This window comes from Ruegeria sp. Alg231-54, from assembly GCF_900143525.1.
GTDB lineage: Bacteria > Pseudomonadota > Alphaproteobacteria > Rhodobacterales > Rhodobacteraceae > Ruegeria.
Map to the genome: position 1 here is coordinate 1 of NZ_FREZ01000025.1, position 16,737 is coordinate 16,737.

12 protein-coding genes and 1 pseudogene are annotated in these 16,737 nt (G+C 55.5%); 7 read left to right on the forward strand and 6 right to left on the reverse strand.

Annotation, left to right across the window (positions count from 1 at the left end; translation table 11 throughout):
• The 3 genes and pseudogenes from DHN12_RS23610 to DHN12_RS25135 form a co-directional block, all read right to left on the reverse strand.
• Window positions 1-468, reverse strand: a pseudogene (locus tag DHN12_RS23610) (transposase); the annotation flags it as partial.
• Between the two features lie 530 nt (window positions 469-998).
• A complete protein-coding gene (locus tag DHN12_RS23615; RefSeq protein ID WP_108862396.1) occupies window positions 999-1,496 on the reverse strand; it encodes a hypothetical protein in 498 nt (165 codons plus the stop codon).
• Window positions 1,489-2,238, reverse strand: a complete 750-nt coding sequence (locus DHN12_RS25135; protein ID WP_108862397.1) for a response regulator transcription factor — start codon at window positions 2,236-2,238, stop codon at window positions 1,489-1,491. Before DHN12_RS25135 ends, DHN12_RS23615 begins: the two co-directional genes overlap by 8 nt.
• 604 nt (window positions 2,239-2,842) lie before the next feature.
• On the opposite strand from DHN12_RS25135, the gene DHN12_RS23625 reads away from it, so the two are divergent.
• The 6 genes from DHN12_RS23625 (at window position 2,843) to DHN12_RS23650 (ending at window position 11,514) form a co-directional block, all read left to right on the forward strand.
• The gene (locus DHN12_RS23625) at window positions 2,843-5,035 is read left to right on the forward strand and encodes a hypothetical protein (RefSeq protein WP_108862398.1); all 2,193 of its coding nucleotides are present in this window, start codon (window positions 2,843-2,845) and stop codon (window positions 5,033-5,035) included.
• A 129-nt stretch (window positions 5,036-5,164) separates the two neighbouring features.
• Window positions 5,165-7,102, forward strand: coding sequence for a type I secretion protein (locus DHN12_RS23630; protein ID WP_108862399.1), 1,938 nt, complete (start codon window positions 5,165-5,167; stop codon window positions 7,100-7,102).
• 251 nt (window positions 7,103-7,353) lie between these two features.
• Window positions 7,354-9,432 carry a type I secretion system permease/ATPase gene (locus tag DHN12_RS23635; RefSeq protein ID WP_373455773.1) on the forward strand — a complete coding sequence of 693 codons (2,079 nt, stop codon included), beginning with the start codon at window positions 7,354-7,356 and terminating at the stop codon, window positions 9,430-9,432.
• Window positions 9,429-10,781 (forward strand): HlyD family type I secretion periplasmic adaptor subunit, encoded by a 1,353-nt coding sequence (locus tag DHN12_RS23640; protein WP_108862401.1) that lies wholly within the window; start codon window positions 9,429-9,431, stop codon window positions 10,779-10,781. The genes DHN12_RS23635 and DHN12_RS23640 overlap by 4 nt, the downstream gene beginning before the upstream one ends.
• A gap of 72 nt (window positions 10,782-10,853) precedes the next feature.
• Entirely contained in the window at window positions 10,854-11,225 is a 372-nt protein-coding gene (locus DHN12_RS23645; protein ID WP_108862402.1) for a rhodanese-like domain-containing protein, read from the forward strand.
• A gap of 100 nt (window positions 11,226-11,325) precedes the next feature.
• Window positions 11,326-11,514: a hypothetical protein gene (locus DHN12_RS23650; protein ID WP_058272333.1), complete on the forward strand. Its 189-nt coding sequence runs from the start codon at window positions 11,326-11,328 to the stop codon at window positions 11,512-11,514.
• On the opposite strand, the gene DHN12_RS23655 is transcribed toward DHN12_RS23650, so the two are convergent.
• Entirely contained in the window at window positions 11,515-12,273 is a 759-nt protein-coding gene (locus tag DHN12_RS23655) for an alpha/beta fold hydrolase (RefSeq protein ID WP_108862403.1), read from the reverse strand. It abuts the gene before it with no gap.
• 92 nt (window positions 12,274-12,365) lie between these two features.
• On the opposite strand from DHN12_RS23655, the gene DHN12_RS23660 reads away from it, so the two are divergent.
• Window positions 12,366-12,740 carry a hypothetical protein gene (locus DHN12_RS23660; RefSeq protein ID WP_108862404.1) on the forward strand — a complete coding sequence of 125 codons (375 nt, stop codon included), beginning with the start codon at window positions 12,366-12,368 and terminating at the stop codon, window positions 12,738-12,740.
• Between the two features lie 64 nt (window positions 12,741-12,804).
• Here DHN12_RS23660 and glyA read toward each other — a convergent pair whose 3' ends face one another.
• Together glyA and DHN12_RS23670 are read right to left on the reverse strand one after the other, a co-directional pair.
• Window positions 12,805-14,100, reverse strand: a complete 1,296-nt coding sequence (glyA, locus tag DHN12_RS23665; RefSeq protein ID WP_108862405.1) for a serine hydroxymethyltransferase — start codon at window positions 14,098-14,100, stop codon at window positions 12,805-12,807.
• Between the two features lie 20 nt (window positions 14,101-14,120).
• Complete coding sequence (locus DHN12_RS23670; RefSeq protein ID WP_234416777.1) at window positions 14,121-16,652, reverse strand: phosphoenolpyruvate carboxylase; 2,532 nt, start codon at window positions 16,650-16,652, stop codon at window positions 14,121-14,123.
• Window positions 16,653-16,737: the final 85 nt, after the last annotated feature.

Consider the following 16,737-nt stretch of genomic DNA (forward strand, 5'->3'; position numbering starts at 1 on the left):
GATAGCCATATCGGCCATATTGACGGGTCAGCRCGATCATGTCGGCGACCAGCCTGTCCTCGTCCGCGCGGCCKCTTGGGATGCGTCGTTGCGTGGACCGGTGTTGTCCAAGCACGCGACAGGCGCGTCTCTCAGAAACGTTCAGCTGGTTGCGTACATGGTTAACACAAGCACGACGACGAGCGGGGCTCAGTAGTTTCCCTTTGTGGCTTCCGTCAGGATCAGTTTGTCCAACGTCAGATCAGAAACCGCACGTCGCAATCGTTCGTTCTCTTTCTGAAGCCGCTTCAATTCTTTCAACTGATCTACGCCCATTCCGCCGTACTTCTTGCGCCAGCGGTAATAGGTTTGTTCAACAACGCCGATCTGTCTGATCGCATCAAGTCGGGACATGCCTTGCCCCATCAGAACTTCAACCTGCCGTAACTTCGAGACAATCTCTTCGGGCTTCGGTCTCTTGTTTGCCATTCGTGGTCCTCCGTTTCCTAAGCATAACGGTGGACCAGTTCAGTTGGGGAGGCTCAATATCTCTTCTCGGATCTGTGTCGGTTCAAACATGAATATTCGCTTTCTGCTGTTCGGTTCAGTCAAATTGTCGAGCGTTGAGTGACGCTATCACAAAATGACGCCTTCTCCCTTTTTCCATCCAAAACCATTGCACCGCATTTGATGGCGACGTGTTTGCTTCGAGGTACCAAAAAAATACTAAGCAGCCGTTTGTGTGAGCGCAGCGAATTGGCGCTTGGTCCCGCAAAGCTAGAATTGCAAAGTCCAGTTGTGAAGGTCCGCTTCGGGCTGCGACCTGCCAAATGCGCTCGCAGCATCTCAGGCGAATGGGAACGGCAGGAAAGGGCTCATACCTGCCACTAAATCCATCGTATACCCAGGAAAGTAAGGCGAACTGTGCCGATTAAGGTCACGCATGTTTTACGCTTGGTTGTCGACAAGGTGTTGGAAGGTATAGATATTACAGTGCGCACCGTCCGAACAACGCATTTCTAAGCTGGAAACCCAAGATCGTTGATCAGTTTCCACATTTCCCGGTTCGCCACTGAAAGTTGGTCGACCACCTTTTCGATTTCTTTCATCGCACCTTCGTCAACCGTATCCTGGCGGCCCAGTTTGATGTCCGTCTTCCGGTCCGCAATGCGCATCAGGATTGTCTTCGGATTGCCGCTGTCTGGGTCGAAGGAATAGATGCAATGGTTGTATCTGTTCCGAATTCCCGAAAGCTTGCTGAGACGTTTCGTGTGCTCAAGGATTGGGTCACGGATGTCTGGCGGGCGGCCCTCCATCTTGGCCAGCCGCTCGACCAGATCAATTCTGGCGCGGGTCGTGTTCAGCGTCAGAAAGATAATGACCGAGGTATCCTTGTTGGTGCGGGTCAACCCGGCGATTAGGTGAATCAACAGGCTTTCCGTGTTGGTCCACATGTAGTTCAACTTGCCGACCAGCAGGATCAGGCGGTCAAACCGGGCTTCGAAATCGTCAGTCAACCGGCAGTTCTCGCGCTTCGTCCGGCGCAACCTCGAAATAGAATTGCGCGGCTGCAGTCCGGTTGCTGACACCGATCTTACCCGCCACGTTGTGCATATGCAGTTTGACCGTGTGTTCGGTGATGCCCAGGTTCGATGCGATGATCTTGTTGCTTTGACCTTTCGACACCAGTTTCAGCACCTGCTTTTCCCGGCGTGTCAGCTTGGAGTATGTCGGGTGGAGGTCGCTGGGCTTTGAAGTCGCTGCTGGCGCACCATTCGACGGCGTGAGTGAATGTGCCACGCAATCCGCAAGGAAACATGGCAGGTACAGTTCTTCATGCAACAGCAGGCGCAAAATAGATCGCCATACATCCGGCGCGACGTTCATCGGAAGGTATCCGATGTCGCCGAATTTGCTGCGATCCCACTTTTCGAATGCAAGCCGGGCAGCTTCTTCCTTGCGATAAGCAAAGGCCAAGCTGCCCGATCCCGCGATTTCCATATAGGTCTGCGGTCGGTTCAACAGGTCGTCCAGCATCATCTGGTCGACGACGACCACTTTTCCGGCCCCAACGTCCGAGCCGCTTGGCGCAGACAGCGCGTCAATTGTTTCGATCCTGCGCGTGATCACGCCAAACTCGGATTGGACACCATGGATCGTTTGATTTGAATAGAAGAGTTCTTTGCCGACGAAATTGATCGAGAATTCTTCGGGATTGTAATCGTTTTGACCAGCATCTTCCTGAATCGGAATGCCCATTGCCACGCCCCCTTTTAATTAACCCACGCCGCGAAAAATAACGGCGAAATTGTAACCAGTACTGGTAGAACAGAATTAAAGTAACTTACGCTATTGGGGCACAACTATAGCTGAAAGTACAAGTTTTATCAATGATGTGCGCCGTTCCGAAAATTCAGTTCTAATGCTTTCGTTTAGGTCGGCAGTACTTCCTCTCGCGTAAGTGGTGGAAAACAATGGGTTTCCCAAATTGTGAGATTTGACCCGCGCAATTGGCCGTTGCTGCGACCGCTATTCGATCACAAGAGCATTACAGTAATGAAATCAAGGCCCTGGGCGTTCTAGTCCTTTAAGGTAGCTATTCACGACGCGCTCCGCCTGTAACCATGACCCCGCTTCTATTTTGAAGCCTTAATTCCTGATGTGTCTGCGAATCGCGCATTAACGCGAGCTACTTCCGCAGACACGGTGTCGGCTAAGCCGAGAAAGGAGGGTGGGTAAAATTCACTGAACGAAACCGCACACGCGCGTTTTGCGTATGAGTGCGGCCCTTATTATTCAACTGCGCCAGTAACCGTTTTAGAGATGAGTGACGGTCAGCGCGCTTCATAAGTGGAGAACTATTATGAGTAGACGCAACCAACCGTACAACGACATTACTGCAATCGGTGAAGTTGAGGTCGAAGAGGCCCATGTTGATATCGATGCCGATATTACAGTCGAAGAAGCTCAGATTGACGCAAATCTAAATGAGCAAGAGCAAACCAACGACAACAGCGTCGACAACGAACAGAACCAGCAACAACAGCAAAAGAACAAGGTCGAAAACGAACAGGGTCAGGATCAGGATCAGGGTCAAGACCAGGATCAAACACAGTCGCAATCAAATGAAAACGGTGGTGACGACAGCAACGACAACTCGAACAGCAATGCTGTGAACATTGACTTTGGTGGTGGCGAGTGGATCCCGCGTGATGACGATCAAGTCGACCTGGATCTGGGCGACAACGCCAGCATGGGTGACGTAATAATTGCTGGTCGCGATCTTGACTATGATCCCGGCGACGACATGAACCTCAACATTTCGTTGGATGGCGAAGGAAACGATATGTCTTTTGTCAGCAATCAGTTGGCAAGCCTTGAAGACAATGACGACCTCGACAACGCTGAGGTCGGAAACTACGGCGACTTCCAGCAGAATGGCGATGCCAATGGTGGTGAAGCCAACGCTAAGGAAGGTATCGGTTCCGCAGCAAATGGCGCGAGCTCCGGCATGGGCGGCGACAGCCGCGGTGGCGACGGCTATGGTGGCAAAACCATCGGTAGCGATGCGTACGGCGAAGGCGGTCAGACCGGCAACGCAGATGCAGACGCAGAAGGCGGTTATGGTGGCCATACTGGCGATGCCGACAATGAAAACACCGGTAAAGCGCGTTCGAATTCAGAAGCGGATGGTGAAAGCGGCGGTGGCGATGGTGGCGAAGCGGGTAGCGACTCGAACGCTGACAACTCGACCGACGCTGACAACGATGCAGACAATGCAGGCGGTGACGGTGGTTATGTAGACTCTTACGCAGAGGGAGTTGGGACTGCTGATGCCGACAGCGACTCGAATGCACAAGCCGATGGTGGTGACAACGAGTCCGCGTCCAAAGCCAAAGGCTACGGCGAAACCGACAACGATGGTGACGCCTCCGGAGCAGATGGTGGCGATGGTGACGCAGATGCAGACGGCTCTGCTGACAACGCCAGCGACAACAACACCGACGCCAGTGACAATGATGCGGGTGATAATACTGCTGACGGTACAGGCAGTGGTGAATCCGACAACGATACCTCGGCGGCCGGCGGTGACGGAGAAGGCGGCTTCTCGCGTCTCGTAGAAGAAGCCATTGCGCGCCTCCAACAGGAAATCTCGGAAAGCGGAAGAGGCGACGCAGATGCCGACACCGGTAATTCCCAAGCGGATTCTGGTAGCGGTTCGTCGACAGCCGGTGATGGCAACGGTGGTGATGGCAATGCTGGAGACGCCGCTGCAGATGTCGATGGCCAGGGTGTAGGCGATCAATCCGCTTCTGGCCCGGATGTCGACCAGACCTCGGGCGACGTTGCTGGTGCTGCCGATAACACTACTGATGCGGATGCAGATGGTGGCGACGGTGGAACCAATACAGCTAGCGGTGCCGGCGATGGAACTGGCACCGGTAGCTCAGCAGCTGACGGTGATGGTGGTGCAGGTGGAACAGGCTCTTCGGCGGCTGATGCTGACGCTGATGGCGCCGGTACAGCACAATCTGACGCGGTTGGCGGCGGTGGTGGTGCAGGTGCACTCGACTCCGTGTTCGAAGCCGATGGTTCGGCAGACAGCTTGGCTGAAGCAATCGCCGGGTACGGCGGCGCGTCGGCATCCGATAATGACTCGGATTCGTCCGCTATGAACGAAGCCACGGGTACTGCTACTAGCGGTGCTGGCGGTGCAGGCGGTGCCGGAACGGCAACGGGCGGCTCAAGCGGCCAGGCCACTGTCGACGTTATGTCCGGGGACTCCATGGGTGGTGACAGCATGGGCGGTAGCTCGGCCGGCGCATACTCGGGCGACGGCGGAGCTGGCGGAAACGCAGGAACTTGGGGCTCTAACAACGGTGGCGACGGTATCGTCAACGGCGAGTCCTATGCATCTGCAGCCGCAGTTGTTGATACTTCGGCCTTCAACCAGTCGATCGTCATGGGTGCCAATGTTCTTGGCAACTCGGTCGACACCACGATGGTTGGCGGTGCGATGAATTCGAGCTTCGCAAGCGACGATACTGACGTGTAAGTCGCAGTCAGGACCCGAATTAACGGGTCTTGATCCATTTGACAAAACCACCGAGGCCGCGCCAAGCGGCCTCGGCGCAGCAAACCCAAAGCGGACATTTCTTTCCGTGGCAGGGAAAAGGAAACCGATATGTCTCTCGACAGTATTTCAGAAACGATTGCACATTTTGTTGGAACCTTTGAAATTACGATTGAACAGACCCGGCTGAGAGATCAGTACGAAGAATTTACCGCGCTACGGCGCAAAGTCGAACTGGATGAACTCGACGATCCGATATCCATTCAGATCGCTGCTGAATTAGATCTCCCACCAGGCGAATATGATCCACTCCCTTATAAACTTCTGCCTCCTCCTGCCGATCTTCCGTTGCCGCCCGTGCCCGATGGGCCGCTTGAATTGTCAGAGATATATGTCGGTCCCAGCTTCGGTCCCGATCCCTATATACCGGATGTTCAGCTGGGGACGGAACAGACGGCAGTATTGATTCTAGATCCACAAGTCCCACCACTCATCATCGGCTCGGCCGTAACCTACACATTCCAGGCGATTGTCCTGAACGACAACGATGTCATAGGTCATGGCGATTTTCGCGATATCGAAATCCAGATTGCGCAAGGCGAGCAGATGCTGGATGTCGCGTTGTCGCTGCACGCTATTGCAACGCCATCTCTGAACATTGAAGACTATAAGTCGCTGGAATACCTCGAAAGTCTGGCTGAACAGATGCAGTCGCCGATGATATCGCAAATCGAAGGCGTGACCATTCACCAGTTCCACGGCGAGGACGCACTGGGCGTTATTGTGAATGGCGAAGTGTTCGAAGAAATTCCGGATTGGGACGATCTTCTGCCCGCGCATCACCAGACAGAAGACGAGGAAGAAGACGATACGCCGGACATGACGCCGGACGAATGGGACCGCTCGGATGATGATGAGTTCGGCGAGGGCAATACGGTTATCGCAGGCGGAAACCTTGCGATTAACGAGGTTAACATCACTGTGGCCTGGGTTGACGCGCCGGTCATCGCGGTGGGCGGAAAATCAGTTAGCTTGACTGTGGTCAGCCAGGTGGCGGTGGTGTCTGACATCGACCAGGGTGAACCCGGCGTGCAAAGCGACACCAATGTGGTTCAGGCGTCATTTATCGGGACCGAAGCCGGCGAAGAATGGTGGCAGGACGACAATGAAGCCGAGCCAGGTGAGGAGCCGATTGTTTCGGTCACTTGGATACAAGGCGATTTGTGGGTCACGAACTTCATCAAGCAGGTGATCGACGCCACAGATATCGACAAGATCAACACGGAAATCACGGCTTCGACCAGCCTGTTCACATTGGGTGACAACGTTTTGAGCAACGTCACCAATATCGTTCAGTTGGGTAACTTCTATGATCTGATAATGATCGGCGGAAACATGGTTTCGGTCGATATGCTGCATCAGACCATCGCGCTGTTGGACGATGACGTCTATGGCGGCGGCAAGCCAGCAGAAGGTGATGACAATCTGGTCATGAACCAGGCCTCTCTGACGACGACCGGCGAGGACACGGTGGAAGAACTGGACATGGCCCATGCCGAGGCTATGCCGTTGCAGCAGATTGATCGCGAGGCCTTTGAGGACGCTTTGACATCCAATCCGGACTATGCCGGCATGGAGTTGCTTCGCGTACTGAAGATCGACGGCGATCTTTTGCAGGTCAATTCGGTCGAACAGGTCACATTGTTGCAGGATCAAGACGATATTTCGCTTGAAGCAGCAGCTGCTGTTGATGCCGCGGTCAACGGTGCTGGAAACGCCCTGTTGAATGCAGCCAACATCACCAAGACTGGTGTCGACTCAACCATTATGGCAGCGGGCGGCGAATATTCGGACCTGCTGTTGCATCAGGCAGCACTGATTGACATCCCCGAAGTGCCGGACGCTTCAGAGTTGGCCAATGAAGCCATTGCCATAATAATGGAAGAGACGGCTGGGATTGGCGAAAACGCTATCGCACAGGCACAATCGAACCTTACGCCTTCTGAAAATGCTAGCACCGATGATGCAATGCAAACGATGCTGGCGTGAAATTTCTACCTGATTTGGTCAATTCGTGTTAGCGTAATAACTGTATTTGTTACGAGTGTTCCGAAAGTTTTAAAATGTCGATTGTATTTTCGTCGCGTCGTTCTTCTGATGCCAGCCCGCTTGATATTGAGGGCGTTGGCACGCCCACGCAGCCGCATGGCAGCGATGATTCCCTACCAAAAGCAGCTAAGACGCCAAGTTTGCGTTTGAACAAAGAAATGCGTGTACCAGATCCAGAGGACAGTCCCAAGATGACTGCGAAAAAGGACGATGCGGTTGCCGCAAAAGCTGTGAAGCCCAAAAAGCAGACGACCAAAACCAGGTCGGAACCACCAACTCGTGCCGCGGCTTCACCCCGGCGCGAACAGTCGCAGCCCGCTCAAGATCAGAATGTCCAGGGCCGCGACGCTGGGGTGGCCAAAGAAGCCCAAAGCCCCGATCCTAACACCGCCACAGAAACGACTGCGCGGGTGACCCCCCAAACGCGCTCGAAGGGCGGTGAACACTTAGGTGCCACTATTGAGGCCAAGGCGAACGAGCCGATGCAACTCCGGCAAACGGGCGGAGGTGACGGCAACGGGCCACCCCAGACATTCCACAAACGCACGCCGCCAGAGGATTTCCAAAATACTCTGCGCACCTCTCTAAAGGCGATCTGGCGCAATCTGGCATTTGTCCTGGTTCTGACCTGCGCAACCAACATCCTGATCCTTGCGATCCCGATCTACCTGTTTCAAATCAGTGACCGGGTGCTGACCAGCCGGTCTTTGGATACACTGATCATGTTGACCGCCATTGTTGCGGGGGCTGTGATCTTTCAGGCGGCATTTGACGCGGTGCGCCGCTTTATTCTGATGCGTACAGCGGTCGAGGTTGCCGCGCGATTGGGCGCGCCCGTTCTAAGTGCGGCGGCACATGCGTCGCTGCACGGCAACGGCCGGGAATACCAGACGCTGGGCGATCTTCAGCAAGTGCGCGGATTTTTGGTGTCGGGGACGTTGATTTCATTCCTTGACGTTCCTTTCGCACCGCTGTTCATCCTGATGATTTTTCTGGTGCATCCGCAGCTGGGATCAATCGTTATCGTAACCGCGATGCTGCTGATGATTATCGCGGTGATTAACCAGAAAATGACTGCCAAGCCATTTGCCGAGGCGAACAGATCCCAATCAATGGCGAACTTGCACCTCGACTCGATGGCGCGTAACAGCCAGATCATCAACGCTCTGGCGATGATCCCCGAGGCGGTACGCATCTGGGGTCGCGACACGGCACAATCTCTGACATGGCAAGTACGGGCGCAGGACAGGAACGTGATCTTCGCAGCCATCTCGCGTGCGATACGCCTGCTGACACAAATTGCCATTCTGGGCTGGGGCGCTTATCTGGCGCTGCAGGGCGAGATCACTGGCGGTATGGTCATCGCCGCTTCGATTATCGCCGGGCGCGCATTTGCACCTATCGAAGGGTCGATTGAAGGCTGGAATGCATTCCTGCTGACGCGCGCCGCTTTTGGGCGCATCAAGAACCTTTTGTCCAATTCGGCCCTGCAATTTGAAAAGTTGCGCCTGCCGCGTCCCGAGGGACGCATGGATGTGGAGCGCCTTCTTTATGTTCCGGGTGGCACCAAACGTGTTGTCCTGAACGGCATCAGTTTTTCGCTTAATCCCGGTGAAACACTTGCCGTTATCGGCAATTCTGGGGCGGGAAAAACCACGTTGGGCAAAACGCTGGTTGGGTCGATCTTGCCGACATCCGGGAGTGTTCGTCTGGATCTGATGGATATCCGCAACTGGGACCCACGTCAGTTTGGTGAGAGCATCGGTTATTTGCCGCAGGATGTTCAGCTGTTCCCCGGTACGATCAAGGACAATATCGGCCGGATGCGTGTCGATGCGACAGATGAACAAATCCACGACGCCGCTGTTCTGGCTGATGTCCACAACATGATCGCCACTTTGCCGCAAGGATATGAAACTGTAGTTTCCGCTGATGGATCTCCGCTGTCGGGCGGGCAAAAACAGCGGATAGCACTGGCGCGCGCTTTCTTTGGCAATCCGCGCATGGTGGTTCTGGACGAGCCGAACTCGAACCTGGACGTTGCCGGTGATCAGGCGCTGTCGCGGGCGATTGAACAGGCCAAGGAAAGCAAGATTACCGTCGTGGTGATCACTCAGAAACCGACGCTGTTGAGCGTTGTCGACAAAATCATGCTGCTGACAGATGGTCGTGTGGCGCTGTTTGGTCACCGTGAACAGGTGCTGCAACAGTTGAATGCCTCACGTGGAAACAAACCAGGCATTCAGTCGCAGCAGGGGGGGCCAACATGAACGAAATTGTACCCGTAAACAATGACCCGAAGGATCCAGCAGTTTGGTATGCCGAGGTGCCGCGGTCGATCCACCGCTTTGTTACTGTCGGCTTGATCTTGCTGGTTGTCTGCTTTGGCGGGTTTGGCGTTTGGTCCTTTAGTGCGCCATTGGCCGCGGCGGTAATCGCGCAGGGCAGCTTTGTTGCCACAGGCCGAAATAAGATTGTTCAGCACCTCGAAGGTGGGATCATTGAAGATATCAAAGTTATCGAGGGTCAATCCGTTATCAAGGGACAGGTTCTTATGACCCTCGACCAGACCTCGGCCGAGTCAAATGAACGCGAACTGTTCATCCGCAAAATTCGTCTGCAAGCCATGTCCCAACGCTTGTCGGCTGAAAACAATGAGCGTGATCGGCTTGAGTTCTCGCCGGAACTGATTGAAGCGTCGAACGATGTCGAGGTGATGGCGATCCTTGACGGGCAAAAAATCAGCTTTGATGTATCCCGTAAGACGTTGCTGAACGACATCGCTTTGCTGGAACGCAACATGGAAGCGCTGAAAATTCGCTCAAGCGGGTTTGAGGCGCAGTTGGAAAGTATGGTTCGGCGTTCGGAAATTTTGCAGGAAGAGTTCGAAACCAAACAAGTACTGTTCAAAAAAGGGCTGGTGCGTAAGGGCGACATCAACACGATCCGCCGCGTGCAGGCCGAGGCCGAGGGCCAACTTGCGCGGTTGACGGCTGAAACGGCTGAAATCAACCAGATGCTTCTGAAATACGAAGAACAGATTTCCCGCACGCGATCGGCCTATCGCGAGGCTGCGTTGGATGAATTGAGCGTGATTGCAGCTGATCTGGAGAGCGTGCGCGAAAAATCCCGGCAGGCCCGAAGCGTTCTGGACCGTGCGGTTGTGCGCGCTCCGGTCACGGGAACCGTAGTGCGATTGCACTATCATACGGCTGGCGGTGTTATCGAAACTGGTGAACCAATCGCGGAAATCCTGCCTTCCGATGCGCCCCTGATTATCGAGGCGCAGATCCCCCGAACGGAAATCGACAGCGTCGTGATGGGGCAGCAAGCAACGGTTCGACTGGTCGGGCTTAACCAGCGTACCACTCCTGTGCTGAGCGGCGAGGTCTACTATGTCTCGGCGGACGCGCTAGTGGAAGATTCTGGAGGAATTCCGCAAGAGGTTTATCTGGCGCGCATCTCGCTGGAACCCGATGAGATGGACCGCGTGCGTGGGTTTGTTCCCACACCCGGAATGCCCGCCGAGATCATGATCCAGACCGAGGAACGCACCTTTGCGGCCTATATTGCAAAGCCTGTGACAGACAGTATGTCGCGCGCCTTCCGCGAGCACTGATCACTCTATAGACCTGCTCTTTCCCGGTTTACCGTGTTAGCCTCTGGTGAGATTCACCAGAGGGGACGCTTTATGCCATTAACCGTAGGCCAGATGATGGAGGCAGCAAACGCTGCCGTCGAACGGATTGATACAAACACAGCAAAGGAATTGATGGGGCAGGGTGCCTTGCTGCTGGACGTGCGCGACGCGGTCGAGCTGCAGCAATCCGGCCGTGCGCAAGGCGCGCATCATATCCCGCGCGGTATGCTGGAATTCCGCGCTGACGATGCACTGAAATCTCATGACCCCGAGCTGCGCAAGGACCGCGCAATCGTGCTGTATTGCGCGGCTGGTGGTCGTGCGGCACTGGCGGGCAAGCTGTTGAAAGATATGGGGTATGAAAAGGTCTACAACATCGGTGGCTTACCGGACTGGGTAAACGGAGGCGGCGAAGTGACTTGATTTCTGACCTCTGCCCGTTGAAATCTGACGCAGATCAAGGCGTATAGCATACCAGTTGCCTAAAGCGATAATCGGGCTTCTGACAAAAGGACAACTGACGATGCTACGCCTTGCCTCTATCCTGTATACTTTGATCGCAACCGCTCTGGCTGGGTCGGGCGTTATTGCCGTCCTGTCCGCAGGATTGGTGTCTACGGTTGCAATCGTTTCAGCAGCTGCGGCTGGCTGTGTGGCTGCCTTGCCGGTGTCTTGGTTGGTGGCGAAGAAACTGTACCAGAACGCAGCTTGATCAGGCGTTCAGGAACGTCCTGACGGCAGCTTCAAACTCACGAGGTTTCTCGGCGTGCAGCCAATGGCCTGCGCCGGGAATTTTCGCAAATCGTGCGGCGGGAAAATGCGCGCGGATGGTGCTGCGATGTTCGGGCAGGACGTAATCGGAATCGCCGCCGGACAAAAACAGGGCCGGGCCGTCCCAGGATGCATCAGTTTCCGGAAAGCCCATGATTTTGGGCATCTCGGCCGCCAGCGTGTCGAGGTTCAGAAGCCAAAGCTTCCCCTTGACGTCCAGAGATTGCGTGAAAAAGCTCTGCAGTGCTTTTTCGACGCCTTGCGCCGCCAACTGTCCCTCGGCGTCCGAGCGTCTTTCGATCGTTGAAAAATCCACGGCGCGCATGGCTTCGATGAATTGGATTTGGCTGTGCGTATAAGTAACGGGCGCGATGTCAGCCACAACCAGTTTGCGCACCAATTCTCCGTGGATCAGCGCCAGCATCATCGCAGCCTTACCGCCCATCGAATGCCCGACAACATCCGCTTTGCCGCCAAGTTGCAGGATCACCTCGGCCAGATCTTCGGCCAGATCGGGATAACCATGCTGGTCGGTCCATTCGCTGTAGGCATGGTTGCGCATATCGACTGCAACGACTTGCCTTTCGTCACATAGTCGGCGCGCAATAACCCCCCAGTTTCGGGCTGATCCATACAGCCCATGCGCAATCAACAGAGGAGGGTTCGAGGTCGGTTCACCGTGAATGATCGTGTTCAGCATTCTGGTTTGATACCTGCGTGCGTTTGAAACGACCAGCCCCCATTGTCGCCCCTGCGGGCTGAGGTTAGATTGCGCAGGCAGGAGGCCACGTCATGTCGCAAACCACAGATATCCAAAGCCAGATCGCGCAGACGGTGCAATTGCTGCGTGAAAAGCTGGGTGTAAAGGACCAGACGCTGACGGCTTCTGTCCGCAAGGCCAAGCGCCGATTGCCGCGCCGCATATACAAGCAGGCTTTGATGTTGGCCGGTGCGGAGCAGATGGCCTCGCACCCTAAACTGCGGTTGGTGCTGGACACTCCGAAACTGGCCAAGGCATCGGAAGAGGTTCAGACCCATCTGAGCGGTATAAACTTGGCCGATCGCCGCTGGGGCTGGTTTCTGAACTTTCTGGGGGCTCTTGCTTTGGGATTTCTGGCGCTGGCGGCTTTGGCCGTGTTTGTTCTGCGCTGGCGCGGTTACATCTGACTGCATTCCCAACAAAAAAACGGCGCCCATTGGACGCCGTTCTGAATTGTGATCCCTGTGTGGATTACAGGTTTGGATAGATCGGGAATTTTGCGCAAAGCTCTGCAACCTCGGCTTTGACTTTGGCTTCGACGGTGCCATTGCCGTCTTCGCCATTGGCAGCTAGGCCGTCGACCACCTCGATGATCCAGTCGGCGATCTGGCGGAACTCGATCTCGCCAAAGCCGCGGGTGGTGCCGGCGGGGGAGCCCAGACGGATGCCCGATGTAATGGTCGGTTTTTCCGGGTCAAACGGCACGCCGTTCTTGTTGCAGGTTATATTCGCCCGGCCCAGAGCCTTGTCGACAATGTTGCCGGTCACGCCTTTGGGTCGCAGATCGACCAGCACCACATGGGTGTCGGTACCGTGGGTCACCGTGTCCAGACCGCCCTTGATCAGCTGGTCCGACAGCGCCTGTGCGTTCACGATGACCTGCTTGATGTAATCCTTGAACGCGGGCTGCAGCGCCTCGCCAAAGGCCACGGCCTTGGCTGCGATCACATGCATCAGCGGGCCGCCCTGAATGCCGGGGAAGATGGCCGAATTCACTTTCTTAGCGATATCTTCATCATTGGTCAGGATCATGCCGCCACGCGGACCACGCAGGGTTTTGTGCGTGGTGGTGGTTGCCACATGCGCATGCGGGAAGGGGCTGGGGTGCTCACCCGCTGCCACCAGACCGGCGAAGTGCGCCATGTCGACGTGCAGATAGGCACCGACCATGTCGGCGATCTCGCGCATGCGGGCAAAGTCGATCTGGCGCGGAATCGCGGAACCACCGGCGATGATCAGTTTGGGCTGGTGTTCTTTTGCCAGCGCCTCGACCTGATCATAGTCCAGCATGTTGTCTTCTTTGCGAACGCCATACTGCACCGCATTGAACCACTTGCCCGACTGGTTGGGGCGCGCGCCGTGGGTCAGGTGGCCGCCTGCGTCCAGGCTCATGCCCAGAATGGTGTCGCCGGGCTGGATCAGTGCTTGGAACACACCCTGATTGGCCTGAGAGCCAGAGTTCGGCTGTACGTTGGCAAAGCCGCACCCAAACAGCTCTTTGGCGCGGTCGATGGCCAGATTCTCGGCGATGTCCACGTACTGGCAACCGCCATAATAGCGACGACCGGGATAGCCTTCGGCGTATTTGTTGGTCATCACCGAGCCTTGTGCTTCCATCACGGCGGCAGAGACGATGTTTTCAGATGCGATCAGCTCGATCTCGTCGCGCTGACGACCCAGCTCGGATGTGATCGAGCCGAACAGCTCGGGATCACGGTCAGAAAGGGACTGGGTGAAAAATCCGTGCGTACGGTGAGGGGCGTTCAATTTGTAATCTCCTGAAATTGTCAACCGGTCCAGCCAAGGCCGGCGGAAATGGCGTTCATGGATTGCAGCAGAGCGACCGGAACCGTTCCTGCCTGCTGTTCACTGCGGGTCTGGCGTAGTAGGTCGACTTGCAGAGTGTGAATGCGGGCAAGTTCATCTCGCTTGCGTTCGACGCGCTCACACAGTCGTGGGAAACGCTGTCCAATGATTTGCCCGCCGTTCAAAAACTTCACAGCGTCGCAAGCCTTGCAGTATTCCGAGGTGATTGCCTGAAGAATGCGTTGGCGTGTGTTGGCGTCGCAGACCAGTTCGCTGTATTTCGCCGCGGTTGTCATATCGGTCTGGTACAGAGACTTTTCCATTTCATCGACCGCAAGGCGGAACAATCGGGACTGCCGAAACATATCTCGAAGCACTTCATCACCTCGTGCGCCGCGGAACTTTCGAAAATTGACCATGGCGGCGCCGAACCCGTACCAGCCAGTGATCAGGTGGCGGTTTTGCGACCACGCAAACACCCATGGAATGGCACGCAGATCATCAAGGCTGGCTGCTCCGAACCGACGGGCGGGGCGCGATCCGATTTTCAGGCGGGCTAGTTCTTCAACCGGGCTGGCTTGTTGGAAATACTCAAGAAACCCCGGCGTTTGCAGCAGCGAAACATAAGCCATCTGAGAAAGCTCGGACAACGCATCCTGCGCATCATCGAATTCCGGGCGGTCCGGCGTTTTAGTGTGACTAGCCGTGTGGCGTAGCGTGCTGGACAAAAGCAATTCCAGATGCGCCGCGGCTGTCCCGCGGTTGGCATATTTGGCAGACACTACTTCGCCCTGTTCCGTTACACGTAACCGTCCGGCAATTGTGCCGCTTGGTTGTGCGGCTATGGCCCGGCCTGTGGGGGCACCACCCCGGCTGACAGAACCACCACGTCCGTGAAAAAACGCGGCACTAAATCCTTGCGACGCAAGTGCTGTAACGATCCGGCGCTGCGCACGGTCCAGTTCCCAGGTCGAACAGAAATATCCACCATCTTTGCCGCTGTCGGAATATCCCAACATCACCTCGATAACATTGCCACCTGACTTAAGGCTGCGGCGGGCAAGCGGAACATCCAGAACATCCAGCAGAATTGCTGAGGCGTTGCGCAGATCACCGATCGTCTCGAACAGCGGCACCACAGAAATATCCAGTGTCTCTGATCCGAACCCGGCATAGCGGGCGAGAAGATAGACACCCAGGATGTCGTCTGCCGAACGTGTCATCGACAAAATGAATGGTCCCATAGCTTTGGGATCCGGCCCTGTTCGAATAGCGTGCATAAGGGCTAGTAAGGCTAGCAATTCCTGCGCCTGATCACTCAACCCGTCCCGCTGAGGATACTGCAGGTTCTGGTCTGCCAACTCGGTGCGTAGACGGGTCGACCATTCGGGTGTTCCGTATTTGGGCGCAGGTTCGAATGCAGACCAGATTTCTGCCAGAACGCTGGTCGTGACAGTCGAATTCTGCCGTATGTCCAAGGTTGTAGTACGCAACCCGAAAACGGTTGCCGCCCGGCGAAGAGGTCGGATATGCCGCCTTGTCAGAATATCGGCGTTTACTGCACAAAGCGCCTCATCAAGCGCGTCGAGATCACACTCGAACTGCGAGATATGCTGATAACCGGCACTTGTCAGTCTTTGGCGGATGGCATTCAGGGCCTGCCGAAACGGTTCGTTCGGGTTGCGGTCATTCTTGGGTGCGCGGTTGATGATTGCCTGCAACCGTTCACCGTGAGGTTCGGGCAGTGGTAGGATCAGGGCGCTAATGCTCAGTTTTTGCGCGGCTTTATCAAGAGCCTGACAGTAGAGATCAATCGCTGTCTCGCGCCCACGTTGCAGAGCCAGTTTGGTCATCTCGGAGGTTACATTCGTGTTGCCATCCCGGTCACCGCCAATCCAGCTATGAAATCGGACATTGGGCGTCACATTCAAAGTCTGACCCAAAACCTGCAAACAGGCGTGATCGAACCGGTCGATGACCTGTGGTACAGCATCGAATATTGCGTCGCGGAAAAACTGCAAACCCCATTCGATCTCGTCACGTAAGCTGGGGCGGGACAAGCGTAATTCTCCGGTCATCCATAGCAGATCAATCTCGCCTTCCACATCATTCACCAATGTTGAACGTTCAATTGGCGTCCAGCGCTGAGCTTCGAGGCTGACCAGGATACGATAAATTCGGCGGTGAATTTCAAGAACGGTGACGCGTTTGGCTTCGGTCGGATGCGCCGTTAGCGTTGGGCCAGTCATTAAACTACCTGCCAACTTTTCGGTTTCCCCAACACTCAGATTAAGGTCCGACAACACTTCGGCAAATCCACCTTCAACCGCTTGGGCACCTTTTTGGGTTTCGATTTGTCGACGGTTCCGCACATCTGCGTTTTCGTCGATGATGCGCAAAAGCTGAAACCAGATCGACAGGGCCTGCAAATACGGAGTTGCGGCTTGGCCAGTTGGAATGGGGGGCAGCGGCTCGGCTTCGGCCCAAGACGCGACATGTGGCGCTCTTTTCAAAAGGATGTTTCGCCATAGCGTGCGCAATTCAGTCCGAAGACCGTCCGCGTACGCGGACGGTGGAAGGGACGGCTGGGTATCCTGA